The organism is Parasphingomonas zepuensis (assembly GCF_036663735.1).
Lineage (GTDB): Bacteria > Pseudomonadota > Alphaproteobacteria > Sphingomonadales > Sphingomonadaceae > Sphingomonas.
The window spans coordinates 646606-663305 of sequence record NZ_JAXOJO010000001.1; the positions used below are offsets into that span (position 1 = coordinate 646606).

11 protein-coding genes, 1 pseudogene and 1 riboswitch are annotated in these 16700 nt (G+C 65.5%); of the genes and pseudogenes, 7 read left to right on the forward strand and 5 right to left on the reverse strand.

Going from position 1 to position 16700, the window contains the following annotated elements; genetic code table 11:
* Positions 1 to 20: 20 nt before the first annotated feature.
* The 4 genes from U1769_RS03140 to pnp all read left to right on the forward strand — a co-directional run bounded on the left by U1769_RS03140 (position 21) and on the right by pnp (position 4573).
* On the forward strand, positions 21 to 710 hold the full coding sequence (locus U1769_RS03140; RefSeq protein ID WP_332711797.1) for a site-2 protease family protein: 690 nt from the start codon (positions 21 to 23) through the stop codon (positions 708 to 710).
* A gap of 4 nt (positions 711 to 714) precedes the next feature.
* Positions 715 to 1659, forward strand: a complete 945-nt coding sequence (gene truB, locus U1769_RS03145) for a tRNA pseudouridine(55) synthase TruB (RefSeq protein ID WP_332711800.1) — start codon at positions 715 to 717, stop codon at positions 1657 to 1659.
* Positions 1660 to 1673: 14 nt separating this feature from the next.
* Positions 1674 to 1943 (forward strand): 30S ribosomal protein S15, encoded by a 270-nt coding sequence (gene rpsO / locus U1769_RS03150; RefSeq protein WP_332711802.1) that lies wholly within the window; start codon positions 1674 to 1676, stop codon positions 1941 to 1943.
* Positions 1944 to 2188: 245 nt separating this feature from the next.
* Complete coding sequence (gene pnp, locus U1769_RS03155) at positions 2189 to 4573, forward strand: polyribonucleotide nucleotidyltransferase (RefSeq protein ID WP_332711805.1); 2385 nt, start codon at positions 2189 to 2191, stop codon at positions 4571 to 4573.
* A gap of 61 nt (positions 4574 to 4634) precedes the next feature.
* On the opposite strand, the gene U1769_RS03160 is transcribed toward pnp, so the two are convergent.
* The 4 genes from U1769_RS03160 to U1769_RS03175 all read right to left on the reverse strand — a co-directional run bounded on the left by U1769_RS03160 (position 4635) and on the right by U1769_RS03175 (position 8693).
* The gene (locus tag U1769_RS03160; RefSeq protein WP_332711808.1) at positions 4635 to 5048 is read right to left on the reverse strand and encodes a GFA family protein; all 414 of its coding nucleotides are present in this window, start codon (positions 5046 to 5048) and stop codon (positions 4635 to 4637) included.
* 255 nt (positions 5049 to 5303) lie between these two features.
* Positions 5304 to 5696 (reverse strand): acyl-CoA thioesterase, encoded by a 393-nt coding sequence (locus tag U1769_RS03165; RefSeq protein ID WP_332711811.1) that lies wholly within the window; start codon positions 5694 to 5696, stop codon positions 5304 to 5306.
* A complete protein-coding gene (gene metE / locus U1769_RS03170) occupies positions 5686 to 7995 on the reverse strand; it encodes a 5-methyltetrahydropteroyltriglutamate--homocysteine S-methyltransferase (protein ID WP_332711814.1) in 2310 nt (769 codons plus the stop codon). Before metE ends, U1769_RS03165 begins: the two co-directional genes overlap by 11 nt.
* 112 nt (positions 7996 to 8107) lie before the next feature.
* Positions 8108 to 8325: riboswitch (cobalamin riboswitch) on the reverse strand.
* A 179-nt stretch (positions 8326 to 8504) separates the two neighbouring features.
* Positions 8505 to 8693 (reverse strand): hypothetical protein, encoded by a 189-nt coding sequence (locus tag U1769_RS03175; protein WP_332713712.1) that lies wholly within the window; start codon positions 8691 to 8693, stop codon positions 8505 to 8507.
* Between U1769_RS03175 and U1769_RS03180 the strand changes: the two are divergent.
* The 3 genes and pseudogenes from U1769_RS03180 to U1769_RS03190 form a co-directional block, all read left to right on the forward strand.
* A pseudogene (locus U1769_RS03180) lies at positions 8628 to 8762 on the forward strand (DUF1993 family protein); the annotation flags it as partial. The gene U1769_RS03175 and the pseudogene U1769_RS03180 sit on opposite strands and share 66 nt — an antisense overlap.
* Positions 8763 to 8862: 100 nt before the next feature.
* Positions 8863 to 13401 carry an nSTAND1 domain-containing NTPase gene (locus U1769_RS03185; protein ID WP_332711816.1) on the forward strand — a complete coding sequence of 1513 codons (4539 nt, stop codon included), beginning with the start codon at positions 8863 to 8865 and terminating at the stop codon, positions 13399 to 13401.
* A gap of 194 nt (positions 13402 to 13595) precedes the next feature.
* On the forward strand, positions 13596 to 14450 hold the full coding sequence (locus U1769_RS03190) for a hypothetical protein (RefSeq protein ID WP_332711819.1): 855 nt from the start codon (positions 13596 to 13598) through the stop codon (positions 14448 to 14450).
* Positions 14451 to 14570: 120 nt separating this feature from the next.
* Here U1769_RS03190 and U1769_RS03195 read toward each other — a convergent pair whose 3' ends face one another.
* Complete coding sequence (locus tag U1769_RS03195; RefSeq protein ID WP_332711822.1) at positions 14571 to 16622, reverse strand: multicopper oxidase family protein; 2052 nt, start codon at positions 16620 to 16622, stop codon at positions 14571 to 14573.
* Between the last annotated feature and the right edge of the window lie 78 nt (positions 16623 to 16700).

Sequence of the window (16700 nt, forward strand, 5' to 3'; positions counted from 1 at the left end):
CGCGTCCCTAGATGCAGGCGATGAACATCGGCTCCATCATCTATTCGGCCGCGATCTGGATCATTCCGCTGACCATCGCCATCGTGCTGCACGAAGTCTCGCATGGCTGGGTCGCCAATGCGTTCGGCGATCCGACCGCGAAGCGGCTCGGCCGCCTGTCGGTCAATCCCGTCACCCATGTCGATCCGGTCGGCACGATCCTGCTGCCGCTGTCGCTTGCCATCGCGCAGCTGCCGGTGTTCGGCTGGGCCAAGCCAGTGCCGGTCGTCGCCAGCCGGCTGCGCAATCCGCGCGTGCACATGATGATCGTCGCGCTGGCCGGGCCAGCGATGAACCTCGTCCTGGCCGTGATCGGCGCGCTCGCCATCGCGCTGTTCGTCAGCCTGTGGCCGGGCGGCCCGCTGACCGGCGCGAGCGAATTCGTGTTCAGGAATCTCATCAACTTCGTGATGATCAACGTCTTCCTGGCGATCTTCAACCTGCTGCCGATCCCGCCCTTCGATGGCGGCCATGTCGTCGAGGGCCTGCTGCCGCGCCCGCTCGCCGCGCGCTATGCGCAGATCGGGCGCTACGGCTTCCTGCTGCTGATCTTCCTGCTGGTGATCCTGCCGATGCTGGTGCCGGGCGCGAATGTGGTCGGGCGCATCGTCGGCCCGCCCGCCCAGGCGCTGATCGGCTTCCTGCTGCGCGCCGCCGGCGCCCTGGGCTGATCCGGTGCACGGCTGGATCATCCTCGACAAGCCGCTCGGTCTCGGCTCGACTCAGGGCGTGTCGGCGGTCAAGCGCGCGCTGCGCGACGGCGGCTATGGCAAGTTCAAGGTCGGGCACGGCGGCACGCTCGATCCGCTCGCCACCGGCGTGCTGCCGATCGCGATCGGCGAAGCGACCAAGCTCGCCGGGCGCATGCTCGACAGCGACAAGATCTATGATTTCACGATTCGCTTCGGCGTTCAGACCGCCACGCTCGACCTCGAGGGCGCTGAGATCGCTACCTCCGACGTACGCCCGACGCTCGCCCAGGTCGAAGCCGTGCTGCCCCGCTTCACCGGCCCGATCGACCAGGTCCCGCCAGCCTATTCCGCGCTCAAGGTCGACGGCCAGCGCGCCTATGCCCTCGCGCGGGCGGGCGAGGACGTCGTGCTGCCGAGCCGGTCGGTGACGATCCACTCTTTAAGCTCCTCCCCGGAACGGGGAGGGGGACCGCCGAAGGCGGCGGAGGGGGTTGGAGCGCGGGCCAGCAGTTCCGGGGAGGAACTCCAGGAAATCACCCTCACCGCCCATGTCTCGAAGGGCACCTATATCCGCAGCCTCGCGCGCGACATCGCGCTGGCGCTCGGCACGGTCGGCCATGTCACCATGTTGCGCCGCGTGAAGGCCGGCCCGTTCACCCTCGCTGACTCGATATCGCTGGACAAACTGGCCGAACTCGGCCATGGGCGCGCCCTTGAAGACAAACTCCTGCCATTGAGGGCGGGGCTGGACGACATCCCGGCTCTATCCCTCTCCCCCGATCAGGCAGGGCTGCTCCGACAGGGGCGGGTGTTGATCGGGATCGCCGCAGACGATGGCCTCCATTTCGCGACGTCGGACGATGTTCCGGTCGCTCTGGTGGAGGTTCTGGACCGCGAGGTCAGCGTCGTCCGTGGTTTCAACCTCTAATCGAAAGGATCACGATGTCGATCACGCAAGAGCGCAAGGAAGCGCTCGTCAAGGATCATAGCCGCGCCGAAGGCGATACCGGCTCCCCCGAAGTCCAGGTTGCGATCCTCACCGAGCGCATCCGCAACCTGACCGAGCATTTCAAGAGCCACAAGAAGGACAATCATTCGCGCCGCGGGCTGCTGATGATGGTCAACAAGCGTCGCTCGCTGCTCGACTATCTCCGTCACAAGGACGGTCAGCGTTATACCGATCTGATCGCGAAGCTCGGCCTTCGCAAGTAAAGGACGGCGCCCTCGTGGCGCCGTTTTTTCATCCCGACCTCACGGCCGGGACAACCCCATAAACCCCGCGCAAGCGGGGCTCCCAGCTCGAACCCGAGACTGGCCCTCCCGAGTGGAGGAACATGGACGAGAAGCAATTCGGCCGATCGTCCCGGGAGCGACAACTCGCTCCAGACCGCGCGGGCCGGCTTAGCCCGCACATTGGCCCCGGCCCGCATCTGGCGGCCGGCGTTGAAGGAAATAAAATGTTCGATACGAAAACTGTAAGCATCCAGTGGGGCGGCAAGACCCTCACGCTGGAAACGGGCCGCGTTGCCCGCCAGGCCAACGGCGCGGTGCTCGCGACGCTCGGCGAGACCGTCGTGCTGTGCGCCGTCACGGCTGCGCGCTCGGTCAAGGAAGGGCAGGATTTCTTCCCGCTCACCGTCCACTACCAGGAAAAATTCTCGGCTTCGGGTCGCATCCCCGGCGGCTTCTTCAAGCGTGAGCGCGGCGCCACCGAAAAGGAGACGCTGACCAGCCGCCTGATCGATCGCCCGATCCGTCCGCTGTTCCCGGAAGGCTTCTACAACGAGATCAACGTCATCGCCCAGGTGCTGAGCTATGACGGCGAGAACGAGCCGGACATCCTCGCGATGGTCGCCGCTTCCGCCGCCCTCACCATCTCCGGCGTGCCGTTCATGGGCCCGATCGGCGCAGCGCGCGTCGGCTATATCGACGGCGAGTACATCCTGAACCCGACCCTGGAACAGGCCAAGGAAGGCGAGCTCGATCTCGTCGTCGCCGCCACCGGTGGCGCCGTGATGATGGTCGAATCCGAAGCCAAGGAGCTTTCGGAAGAGGTCATGCTCGGCGCCGTGCAGTTCGCCCACAAGGCGTGCCGCGAAGCGTGCAACGCGATCATCGATCTCGCCGAGCAGGCCGCCAAGGAGCCGTGGGAAATGGCCGAGCAGGCCGATCTGTCGGCCGCCAAGGACAAGCTGAAGAAGCTGATCGGCAAGGACATCGCCGCCGCCTACAAGGTGACCGACAAGTCCAAGCGTTCGGACCTGCTGAACGCAGCCCGCGCCAAGGGCAAGACGGCGTTCGCCGATGCCGCCCCGCAGGACCAGATGGCTGCCGGCAAGCTGATGAAGAAGCTGGAAGCGGAAATCGTCCGCGGCGCCATCCTCAAGGACGGCCAGCGCATCGACGGCCGCACCACCACTCAGATCCGTCCGATCGAGGCAATGGTGCACTTCCTGCCGCGCACGCACGGCTCGGCGCTGTTCACCCGCGGCGAGACTCAGTCGATCTGCACCACGACCCTCGGCACGCGCGACAGCGAGCAGATGATCGACGGGCTGACCGGCCTGTCCTACGAAAACTTCATGCTGCACTATAACTTCCCGCCCTATTCGGTCGGCGAAGTCGGCCGCTTCGGTGCGCCGGGCCGTCGTGAAGTCGGCCACGGCAAGCTCGCCTGGCGCGCGCTGCACCCGGTGCTGCCGTCGAAGGAGGACTTCCCCTACACGATCCGCGTCCTCTCCGACATCACCGAGTCGAACGGCTCGTCCTCGATGGCGACGGTGTGCGGCGGTTCGCTGAGCATGATGGATGCGGGCGTGCCGCTGAAGCGGCCGGTCTCGGGCATCGCGATGGGCCTGATCCTGGAAGGCAAGAACTTCGCCGTCCTGTCCGACATCCTCGGCGACGAGGATCACCTCGGCGACATGGATTTCAAGGTTGCCGGCACGTCCGAGGGCATCACCACGATGCAGATGGACATCAAGATCGCGGGCATCACCGAAGAGATCATGCGCGCCGCGCTGGAGCAGGCCAAGGAAGGCCGAGCCCACATCCTGGGCGAGATGGCCAAGGCGCTCGATCACACCCGTGAGGAGCTGTCGGCTCACGCACCGCGCATCGAGACGATCACGATCGACAAGTCGAAGATCCGGGACGTCATCGGCACCGGCGGCAAGGTGATCCGCGAGATCGTCGCCACCACCGGCGCGAAGGTCGACATCGACGACGAGGGCGTGATCAAGGTGTCGTCGTCGGACGGCGCGCAGATCGAGGCCGCGATCAAGTGGATCAAGGGTCTCGTCGAGGAAGCTGAAGTCGGCAAGGTCTATGACGGCAAGGTCGTCAATCTCGTCGATTTCGGTGCGTTCGTGAACTTCATGGGCGGCAAGGACGGCCTCGTGCACGTCTCCGAGATCCGCAACGAGCGGGTCGAGAAGGTCTCGGACGTCCTGAGCGAAGGCCAGGAAGTCAAGGTCAAGGTCCTCGAGATCGATCCGCGCGGCAAGGTTCGCCTGTCGATGCGCGTCGTCGATCAGGAGACCGGTGCCGAGCTGGAAGACACCCGTCCGGCCCGCGAGCCCCGCGAAGGCGGCGATCGTGGTCCGCGCGGCCCGCGCCGTGACGGCGACGGCGGCCGTGGCCCGCGTGGCGACGGTGATCGTGGCGGCGGCGACCGTGGCCCCCGCGGCCCGCGCCGCGATGGTGACGGCGGCCGTGGCCCGCGTCGCGACGGCGGTGCCGGCGGCGAGCGGGGCCCGCGCCCCGAGCGTTCGGGCGGCGGCAATGATGACGGCCCCGCGCCGGAATTCGCGCCCGCCTTCCTGACCGGCGACCGCGACTAAGCGATCCGTCCGCATGGACAAGGAAAAGGGGCCCGGGAAACCGGGCCCCTTTTTCGTGCCCTCAGCCCGGCATGTTCTCGAACTGCGGCACGTCGAGCGGCGTAGCCCAGGCGAGTCGCCGCCTGGTGAACATCTCCACCATCGGCGCGATCTCCTGCGGCCGGTCGAGGCTGCCGAGCGTGACGAACACCGTCCCCGGGAAACTCTCGAGATTGCTGGAGAACACCCGCGCCCCGCATTCCGGGCAGAAGTTTCGGTCGAGCCCCTTGCCGGACTGGGCGACGTAATGGAACGCCTTGGGCGCCCCGCTGATCAGGGTGAAATCATCGTCGGGCACGCCGAAGAACGTCGCCGCTTCGCCGCCGGTCGCCCGCTTGCAGTCGAGGCAGTGGCAGACGGCAACGAAGCCGGGATCGGTGTCGAATTCGAACGTCACGGCGCCGCACGCGCACTGGCCTTTATGCTTCTTCGCCATAGGATCGCCTTTCCATCGAGGGGGTGGAGGACGCGACGCACCCCGCCGTCCGCAACACTGGCAAGGCTCCGCTGCATATCAACGAACGGCTTTGCGACGCAAACCGCCAGCGCGGGATTGCGCGATCCATAGCGCATCACACCGTCACCCGGACGTGTTCCGGGGTCCACCGTGGTACAAGCGCGGCGCTCCCGAAAAGCGCCGCGCCCCGCCGCGGAGTGGATGCCGGAACACGTCCGGCATTACGGGGGTGGGCTAAGCCACCAACCCCCGCACCGCCCTGGGCCGCCGGTCCTGCCCCACCGCGACGAACGCGAACACTGCCTGAGTCACCTTGTTCGCCGCGTCCGAATGCCGGTCGCGCGCCCAGGCCTCGACTTCCACCGACATCGACGTCCGCCCGACCTTGATCAGCCGTGCGAACACCGACACTTCGTCGCCGATGAACACCGGGCGGTGAAAGGCCATGCCCTCCACCGCCACCGTCACCGCGCGCCCGCCGGCATGCCGCGACGCGACCGAGGACGCGCCCAGGTCCATCTGGCTCATCAGCCAGCCGCCGAAGATGTCGCCATAGACATTGGCGTCGGCCGGCACTGCCGTCACGCGCACCGCGGGCTGTTCCTGCGGCATCGTCTCATGCGGCATCGGAAGCACCCTCCCGCATCGTTCGCGCCGCCGCGACCATCGCGATCAGCGCCGGGCGCACTTCGTCCCAGTGCCGCGTCTTCAGCCCGCAATCGGGGTTCACCCATAGCTGCCCCGCCGGCAGCCGCATGCCCGCCAGCGCGAGCAGCGTCACCATCTCCGCTTCGCCCGGGATGCGCGGCGCATGGATGTCGTACACCCCCGGCCCGATATCGTTGGGATAGGCATAGCCCGCGAACGCATCGAGCAATTCCATCTGCGACCGCGCCGTCTCGATCGAGATCACATCGGCGTCCATCGCGCCGATCGCCGGCAGGATGTCGTTGAACTCCGAATAGCACATATGGGTATGGATCTGCGTCTCGTCGCGCACCCCCGAAGCGGTCAGCCGGAAACACTCGACCGCCCAGTCGAGATAGGCCGGCCAGTCCGCCCGCCGCAGCGGCAGCCCCTCGCGCAGCGCCGCCTCGTCGATCTGGATGATCTGCGCCCCCGCCGCTTCCAGGTCGGTCACTTCGTCGCGGATCGCCAGCGCGATCTGGCGGCAGCTGCGCTCGCGCGGCTGATCGTCGCGCACGAACGACCAGTTCAGGATCGTCACCGGCCCGGTCAGCATGCCCTTCATCGGCTTGTCCGTCAGCGACTGGGCATAACGCCACCACTCGACCGTCATCGGCTTCGGCCGCGCCACATCGCCGTACAGGATCGGCGGCCGCACGCAGCGCGAGCCATAGCTCTGGACCCAGGCGCTGCGCGTGAAGGCGAAGCCGGACAGCTGCTCCCCGAAATATTGCACCATGTCGTTGCGCTCGAACTCGCCGTGGACGAGCACGTCGAGCCCGATCTGCTCCTGCCACGCCACCGTCTCGGCCGTCTCGGCGCGCAGGAAGGTCGCATAGGCAGCGTCGTCGATCTCGCCGCGAATATGCGCCGCCCGCGCCTTGCGCACCGCCTGGGTCTGCGGGAAGGATCCGATCGTGGTGGTCGGGAAGGCCGGCAGGCCGAGCCGCGCCTGCTGCGCTGCCTTGCGCCCGGCAAAGGGCGCCGCGCGCTCGGCCATCGCCGAATCCACCCCCGCCAGCCGCGCCGCGACCGCCGGATCATGGATCAGCGGCGAGGTCCTGCGCGCTTCCACCGCGGCCCGTGCCGCGGCCAGCTCCGCACTCACGGAATCAGCCCCCCGGTTCAGCGCCCGCGCCAGCACGGAAAGCTCCCCGATCTTCTGCACCGCAAAGGCCAGCCACTGAGTCACTTCCGGATCGAGCGCCGTCTCCAGCGCCAGATCGACCGGCACGTGCAGCAGCGAGCAGGACGGCGCGAGGATCAGGTTGCGCTCCGCCGCGATCGGCGCGATCCGCGCGATCAGCGCGTCGAGATCGGCCCGCCACACATTGCGCCCGTCGATCACCCCGAGCGACAGCAGCTGGTCCGGCCGCGCATGCTGCCACACCGCCTCGAGCTGCTCCGGCGCGCGCACCAGATCGATGTGCAGGCCGTGCACCGGCAGGTCGGTCGCCAGTTCCAGATTGTCGCCGAGCGCCCCGAAATAGGTCGCCAGCATCACCTTCGGCCCGTTCACGGACAGCCGCCGGTACGCCCGCTTCAGCGCATCGCGCTGCGCATCGTCGAGATCGAGCACCAGGCACGGCTCGTCGATCTGCACCCAGTCCGCCCCCGCCCGGGCGAGCTGCGCCAGCACTTCCTCATAGACCGGCAGCACCGCATCGAGCAGCGACAGCGGCGCCACATCCTTGCCCTTCGCCAAAGTGAGGAAGGTCACCGGCCCAAGCAGCACCGGCCGCGTGTGATAGCCGAGCGCCTTGGCCTCGACGAATTCGTCCAGCGCCTTGCGCGACGACAGCGCAAAGGCCTGCCCCGCGCTCAGCTCCGGCACCATGTAATGATAATTGGTGTCGAACCATTTGGTCATTTCCTGCGCGGTGCTGTCCAGCGCGTGGGAGCAGCCCTCATGCTCGCGCCCCTTCCCCTGCGCGCCCCGAGCAAGCGCGAAATAGGTATCGAGATCGACCTTGCCCCCGCTCCAGCCATAGCGCGCCGGCACCGCGCCGAGCATCGCCGAGGTATCGAGCACATGATCGTAGAGCGAGAAGTCCCCGCTCGGCAGGATATCGGCGCCCAGCGCGCGCTGCCGCGCCCAGGCGGCGGCGCGCAGCCCCTGCGCGGCGAGATCGAGCGTCCCCGCATCGGACTTGCCCGACCAATAATTTTCGAGCGCGAACTTCAGCTCGCGGCGCGGGCCGATCCGGGGGAAACCGAGGGTGGCAACGGAAATGGTCATCGTCTGGCCTTGCGTTGGGCAAGGTGAAGGCCGGACGCACGGCAACGGGCACGCGCCCTAATGACAAGCCGGGGCGCGGTGTTGCACGCGGCCTGACCGGGCACCCCGCCGGAGGACGTTATCTGACGAGGCAGGTCTCCTGGCTCGCGGGTCAGTGCGGCGATCCGGCCTTCCCGGTCCCTTGTCCGGACCAGTGACACGAAATGGATCGCCGCTCACCGCTCACAGTTGCGGGGGCAGCGCCGGAATAAGCCCAAAGGCCGCACCGGCTTCCCGTCTTAGCTCCGACCGGATAGACCCGGCCGAAGAACCTCGACCGTGCAAGGATAGCCCCTGCGACCGCCGCGTCAAGCATCATATAAAGAATTCTTTATATGATGCTTTTGGGGAACCACCACCTCTCCCATCCTCCACGTCACCCCGGACTTGTTCCGGGGTCCATCGTGCCTCAGGCGCGGCGGCGGCATCAGATCGTCGTGCGTCAAATCGGCGCCAACAGAAGTGCTCGCCTATTCTTCTTCCTGCTCCCCGGCGAAGGCCGGGGCCCAGCTGGGGGACGATCCTGGTGAAGCGCTGCGCACCGTACGACCGTCTTCCAGTTCGGCCGGCACCGGGTTGAACATGCCCCGCTGTTCGAGATGCCCTTCACGGGCGCGAATTTCCTGCTCTCCTTCTCGCAGCCCAACTTCTATTTCCACGCGACCACGACCTATGCGATCCTGCGCGCGCAAGGCGTGAAGCTGGGCAAGCGCGATTTCATTGCCGCGCCTGCTGCATCGTTCTATGTTCGTTCCATGCAGCCGGCTTATATCAGATTAGAGAGACTCTACGCTGACGTGTCCGCAAGGCGGTCCGCGGAGCAGAGACGTGCATAGGGGCGGGATCGCGGACAAGACTGGCAACCGATACGAGGCGCGCTGGCTGACCCATCAACTACTTGGCCTGCTAGACGGCACCGTTCAGTCGGTCACGATCGAGTCACTCAGCGATGAGGACGCGGGGTTCGAATTCTCGCTCGTGCATAGAGGCGGGACCGAATGGCATCAGTGCAAGCGGCAGACAGCATCGGGGACGTGGTCCGTCGCGACACTCGATGCCGCCGGAGTGCTCAGCGCGTTTCGCGTAAAGACGGAGGGCGGGAGCACGCGCTGCCTGTTCATCTCAAGCGATCCATCGCCGCAATTGAAGCTACTGAAGGACAAGCAGACTGCGACGCATAATCCGGAAGCGTTAGAGGCGAGCCTATCCAATAAGGAAACGCAGCATTGGTCTATGCTCAAGGAGCGGCTGGGCTGCGACGGCACGGGAGCGTTCCAGTTTCTGAGTGTGACCGATTTCAGGACCCTTTCCGAGCCCGATCTCGCCGACAATCTCCGGGCGCGGATCGCCTACTGGTTCAAAGGTGATCCCGACACGATCGCGGCGAGGCTCCGAACTTGGCTTGAGGAAGAGCGCAATTTCAACCGACCGCTTGGCTATGACGATGTAATCGACTTCATCCGTGGTGCGGGTATCGAGACCAAGCAATACGAACTCGACCGCGCTCTTCCCGGCCGCATACGCGATGCGACTTCGAGTTACCTCGGCTCCTATGCGCCGCTCGGCGCGGGCCTCTTCCGCATTGAGCGTTCTGCAGTGCGCGAAGTGCTTGCCGGTCTACAGGCGGGCGCGGGCGTGGTGGTGGTCGCCGGGGTCGCCGGCATCGGCAAGTCGGCGATTCTTGCCGATGTGATCGGGCAGTTGCGCGAGCGCGACACCCTCCATCTCGCCTTTCGTATCGATCAGGCCGGCGCGGTCGCGACACTCGACGAGCTTGGGGCGCAGACGGTTGGCACAGCCGACAATCCGGTAGTCATACTTGAGCAACTCGCCAACAAATCCGCAGTGCTCGTCATCGACCAAGCAGATGCCGTCAGCGAAGTATCGGGACGGATTGCCGAACTTCGCCGTGTCGTGCTCGACCTAGTCCGCAAGGCCGCACAATATCCCCGCGTCCAGCTCATCTTGGCGTGTCGCAGCTTTGACCTCGAAAACGATCACGCGTTCCGCGAGATCGCCGAGGCTAGGGGTAATGTTCGAGTCGACGTCGGGCCGCTCGAACGACCGGAGCTCGATCCAGTACTCGCTCAACTTGGCATCCTCCACGAGGCCGACAATGCCCGACTGATGGCACTACTGGCCCTGCCGATCGGCTTGTCGCTCGCCGCGGCGCTTGCGGCGAGCGGGATCAGCGACTTGCGCCGGGTTGAACATCTCTCCGAGCTCTATGGTCGGCTGCTCGCCGCGCGCGAGCAGGAGATCCAGCGCGACTTTCGCCCGGGGTGGAGTGTGTTCGCGCCGCTGACCGCGCTTGCGGCAGCAATGAGCGACCGTCAGGAGTTGGTCGCGCCAAGTGCGACGCTCGATCCGTTTGCTGGCGCGCTAGACATTCTCCAGCGCGCAGGTCTGATTGTTGTGCGGGGCCAACGGATCGGCTTCCACCATGAATCGTTGTTCGACTATCTCCACGCGCGCGGTTTCGTGCAGGAGCGCAGACCCCTGATCGATTTCCTGCTGGGCAGCGAGCAGACCTTGTTCCGCCGCACCCAGACGCGGCAGATTCTGTCCTTCGAGCGCGACCTCGAACGCGCGCGCTATCTTGGCGATCTTGAGACGATCCTCAACGACGCGCGTGTGCGCCCCCATGTTCGCGAGACGGTGGTGCGCTGGCTGGCAACGATTGCCGATCCGACGCCCCAGGAATGGGCGCTAGTGGCGCACTACGCCGCGCGCGACGGATTGCCGCTCAAGTCGGGCAACGTGATCTACGAACGCCGGCCCTGGTTCGAACTGTTGAACGCCAACGGCGTCATCGAGGCATGGCTCAGCAATGCAGGCGAAGATCTCGGCTGGGTAATGGGATTTCTACGGTCGGTCGCGCCGCTCGCTCCTGTCGAGGTTGCCAAGTTGATCGATGCTTTCCTCGGTCGCCAGCCCGGCCGTATCCGCGATGTTTTCGGCGCACTGCGCTGGATCGACCCCAAAGCTGATGGCAGTGCCCTCGCCGATTGCTTGATTGCGGCTCTGGGGCGCGCTGTGCCCGAGGACTGGGAAAATAACGGAAACGACTGGGGCGATTACTACGGATCCTGGATCAAGGCCGCGCCTGTGGAGGCCGCGCGCATTTTTGGCGCTCAACTGGCGCACTGGTTTCGGCGCAATCCGGAGGGGCATCCGTTCAAGCGCCGCTACGAGGAAGGCGGCAAGTCGTTGTACTGGCTGTCCGAACTCGCCAAAGCTGCGCCACTGCCCTTTCTGGCGCAGATTCTACCGTTTATGCGACTCGCCATGGAGCGTTCGGTCGAAGGCGCCGCGCGGCCCGCCAATGACAGCATATGGGGCTGGCGGCGCTGGGACCGTACAGATGTCCGCTCGTCCGACCTGCTCGATGTGGTGCGGATGGCGCTGGCTGAGGTAGCGCGCCACGACCCGCAATCTGCGGCGCGGCTTCTGCGTGCACTGGAGCCCGAGGCATTCGTCACCAGCCTCCATTTTCTGCTGGAAACAGTGCCCGCCAATCCGCAAGCGCTTCATAGCCTGCTCATCGAGCAAATTGATAACCGCGGATTGTTCGAGGCTGGTTGGTACGGCGCTGATGCGCATTCTGCGGGCCGTGCAATAAGCGCCGCAATACCCTGGCTAACGCCGGCAGAGCGCGCGCGGTGCGAGGCGACAGTGATGGCGATCCAACCCGAGCTCGATTGTGCGAAGCGGGCGTTGGCGCACCGGCAGTGCTCAGAAGGAGATGTCAGGTCGAAACCTACCCTCCAAGACTATCCGACATGGTGCATCAATGACTCGGGCAAGCGTGAATGGTCGGTGTTGCTCCAGATCGGCGCCGACCAGCTATCGCCGCTCGCGGCGAAGCGACTCGCCGAGCTCGGACGCAAGTTCAAAGACCAGAAACCCGAACAACCCGATGGTGCGCGCGGCGGCTGGGTGCGTTCGCCGATCGCGGGCGAGCGGACCAAGTTTATGGACGACGATGCTTGGCTAGGCGCGATCGTAAAGTTCAGCCGACCCCGCGACGAAATGCGATGGCGGGGGGGTGGACTGGTTGGCGGCGCGATGGAATTATCCCGCGAATTGAAAGAGCGCGCCAAGGAAGCACCCGAGCGCTTCATTGCCCTACTCAAGCGCTTTCCAGTGGGGACGCATCAGGATTTCGCTTGGGGAGTCACCGCAGGAATCGCCGAGGCAAAGCCCGATTCCGATATGATCGAGCGGGTCCTTGAAATCGGGGACGCGAACCCAGCGGCAAGGCCCGACGACCGTTCGCTGATCTGGATGATTCGAGCATGTGAGGGATCGATCGGCCCGCGCGCCGACGCTGTATTGCTGGCCGTTGCCACAAGCAGCGACGACAGCACAGGTATCTGCGAGATGGATCGGAACGAGGCTGAGAAGAAGCCAGATTGGAAGCGGGCTTTTGAGCTCGGTGGCGAGCTTGGCGGCAAGGCCATCAATTCGGCACGTGGTTCGGCGGTCGAGATGCTCGGGAGCATGTGCTGGCAGTCGAAGGAGGCATTTGAAAAATATCGACCCACGATCGACACGATTGTTGGCGCCCCAGCGGCCGCGCATGTCCAGTCTGCGATGAGCGGGTTGTTGATGAGCGCGCTCAAACACGAAGGAAAACGGGGCGTCGAGTGGGTGCAGCGTATCGCGCGCAGCTGCCCCGAGGCGCTTTATTCAAACAATGGCCAACAGATCGTCGGGTGGGTCGCCGATCTCGACCACGATGGCTTCGCACAGCTTATCAGCCTCTACCTGATCAACGACGACCCGCTCGCCCGGGGATTTGCCGCACTCGCAATTTTCCAACGCTGCCTCGACGATCCGAACTGGCTGCCGCTCGCCGAGAATCTGATCGGGACCGATGCCCAATATCGCTCCGCAGCTGCCGCGGTCGCTGCCGCCAATTTCGAGTCAGCGCGCTTTGGCACGACCTGTACAAACTGGTTGATCCGGTTGTTCGACGATGACGAAAAATTGGTGCGGCAAGAGGCCAGCGACTGCTTCCGTCGGATGGAAACCGAGAATATCTCCGCGCATGCCGGGTTGTTCGAGGCATATGCGGCGTCGAAATATTTCGAGGCCGACCGGACCTATTTCTTGCACCGGATCGAGCACGCGCCCCCAGATCTCGACGATCTTGTACTCAGGCTGCTCGAGGACGCGATTAGGCCGAACGACGCAGGCGCGCGCCATGATAGGGCCTATGAGTTGCACGAGATGGCCGAGCTGGTGCTCAAGCTCTACGCATCAAATATCGAGCACCCTGGACGCCGGAGCCGCACGCTCGACCTGATCGACCGCCTAGTCGAGCGCGGCGTAATGGGGATGCAAAAGCTAGAAGCCGCTTGATTACGATGTATTCGCGCAACTCTATCGTGGATTATGTTAAGTGTAATTTAGTTAGCAACCCATTTCATCATATGTTTGATTTTTAACGATAAATTTCGATTTCCTCCCAACCAAATAATGTCAGCAACAGCATGACATTTTCGCCCCCAACCCCATCGATTCAAACCACACTCCGCCCCCGTTATCCCTCCCCCATGATCTACAAAGCCAAATACGCCGACGAGGCCCGCATGATGTGCCGCCTGGGTGCCACCGACGAGGAACTCGCCCAGCATTTCGACGTCCGCGTTCGCACCATCTATCGCTGGCGCAACAAATATCAGGACTTCGCCGAGGCCGTCGTCATCGGCAAGGAATTCGCCGACGATCGTGTCGAGCGCGCGCTCTATTCCCGCGCCGTGGGGTGCAGCGTTCAGCGCACCAAGGTGTTCAAGACGGCCGCCGATCCCGATCCGGTCTATGCGACCTATATGGACCATCTGCCGCCCGACACCCAGGCGGCGCTCCACTGGCTCCGCGTCCGCCGGCCGAAGAGATGGGGCGTCCGCAAGGACATGCCCGAACAGGCCTTTGACGAAGGGGCCTGGGACGATGACGTCTGGGAGGAGGTCATCAGCCGGAAGCTGGACGAGGTCGTTCGCGAGCGGCAGATCAGGCAGTCCGCCCAGCGGCCGCGCAAGCCGCCTTCCGAGCCGCCATCGCAACCACAGCCGCCGCGCCCGGAAGCCGCCGCTCCGCAAGCCGCCCCAGCCCAGCGCCCGGCGCCCGCTCCGGTCTCGATGCCGTCCCGTGTCGAAGCCGCCCCGACCTCGCGCGAAACCCCTCCGCCAGGCGCACCCCCCGCCCTGAACGAAACCCCGGCGCCGCCGCCGGAAGAAGCGCCCGATCCCGATCGGGAAATCTACGCCCGGCTCGCCAGGCTGCTGGGGGAAGATCCGCCATGGAATCCGTGCCGGGATGACCCGTCAGTCACGACCTCGGTTTCGCCGCCGCAGGCAAACCCAGTTCCGCCGCCGGTTCGTGTTCGGACGCCGCGCCGGCTGTTCTAGCCCTTTCCTCGTCCAGGCGGCGGCTATGGGCCGCCGCCTACCGGCGGTTGATCGGCCGCGGAAGCAACGTCAGCGCCCGCCCCTGCCATGGCTATGGCTGAACGCGGGCGCCCCCGCGCCTCACTCCTTCGCATGGTCCATCGGGTGCGCGCCGGCCGCTGCCTCGGTCGCCATGTCGCCCTGCCCCAGCACGACCGCGACATTCTGCATCATGCCCTGGTCCTCATGGTCGAGGATGTGGCAGTGAATGACGAACTCGCCGATATAGCGCTGATACCGCGTCCGCACCTTCACCGTGTAGAAGCCGTTGGGCACGGTCGGCGCCAGGCCCTTGATCCACAGCGTATCCTTCCACACGCCCTTCAGCCCGGCATATTGCGGGTCAACCGTGCCGCCATCGGCATCGTCGATCGATCCGATCGCGCTCACATCCTTGCCGCTCGGGTCCGTGATCGAGACGACCTGGAACGGATTGACGTGAATGTGGAACGGATGGCTGCCGAGATGCGATTGCATGACCCATTCGTCGGCCGTGCCCAGGATCAGCTTGCGGTCGATCCGGTTCGGTTCATAGGCTTCGGCATCCTCGGTCTTCAGCGTGTTGCCCACCTCGAACTTGGTGTTGTTCGGGTCCTTGGTGTCGATGAAGAACACCAGCTCCTGCGGCGGGCCCTTGATCTCGCTGTCTTCGATGTCGGGATGCGGGGTGAATTGGGTGAGCTTCAGCCCGGCCTTCAGGTCCGCGACGATCGCCGGCTGCACCGCGGGCGGCATCGCCGCCTGAGCCCGGGCGACCAGCGTATCGGTCAGATAGGCGTTGATGTCCGGCACGGCCGTGCCGGCATCGACCGTCACCGTCCCCAGCAGCTGCGGCCCCGGCGTGTCGCCATTGACCGAACCCGCGCCCGGCGAGGACGCGTCGATCACGCAATAATCGCCCGCTTCCGGGAACACGACCAGCGCGTCGAAGCGATAGCCCGGCTGGAACGTCGCGAGGCGGGTCGCCTGCGCCGCGCCCATGGTCAGCCCGTCGGCCGCGACCAGGTTGTACGGGATCACTGCCCCGGTGCAGCTCTGCGCGATGAACTTGCGCTCGGCCGCCTCGCTCAGCCGCGCCGCGAGCTGCGCCTTTGGCTTCATCTTCACCAGCTTCAGGCTGATCGTGTCGTGCACCCCGGCATGGATCATGCGCCAGCGCTCCACCTGGCCCTGCTTCGCGCGGAAGGTCGGCAGGACGACGCCGTTGAGCGTGGTGTAGCGACCCGATTTGCCCCATTTGCGCTGGCCGAACTGGTCGTAACCCTCGATCTCGCCGGTATCGCCCACATCGCAGCGATAGGTGCCGTCGGGGTTGAGCTTGATCGGGCCGAGCTTGCCGCCCGTGCCCGGCTCGCGGCAGGCATATTGGATCTGCTGCATCACCAGCACGCGCTCCGGCATGCCCTTCACCAGCGTGTCGATATCGCCGTGGGCCGCGGCCGTGGGGAGGCGGTTGCCGCGCACGATCAGCGCGCCGGCCATCCCGCTCGACACCTGCAGCGCGGTCGATCCGTGGCGGTGCGTATGGTACCAGAAAGTGCCCGACGGATGATCGCCCGGGATGTTGTATTCATATTGGAAGCTGACGCCCGGGTTGATCGAGAGCAGCACATTGTCGCCATTGCCCGCCGGATTCACCCACAGGCCGTGCGTGTGGAGATTGGTGCCGTTGAAGCAATGCGGCTTGTTCGGCATGTGGCCGAGCATCAGGCCGCAGCTGCGGTCGACCGGCAGCTTGTTGTTGAGATTGATCCGGATCGTATCGCCCGGCACCACCTCGATCGTCGGCGAGACATAGGGCGCGGTCGGATCGACGTCCGTGCCGTTATAGCTGCGCAGATGGACCTTGTCGTAGCGCCCGGTCGCCGGGTTGAAGATCTGGCCGTCGGTATAGACCACGTCGAGATCGAGCACGCGCTCGTGCGGCAGGCCACCCACCCCCGGCACGGCCGCCAGCACCAGCTTCTCGTCGGCCGGCACGCCGGCCGGCTCCGGCGCCAGCAGGCGCGGGCTGACGATGTCGCGCGCCGCCGTCTGTGCGAGGCCGGCGGCGGGCAGGGCCGCCAGGCCGATGGTGAAAAGTCGCGCACCGCCGCGCGCGCCGCCGTGCCAGATCGTCCGGAAATCCGTCATGCCATCCCCCCTGTGTGCGCAGGCCCCCTGCCGCTCCCGCACCTCTGCGCGCCGGCAACCGGTCCGTCGAGCAGCGAC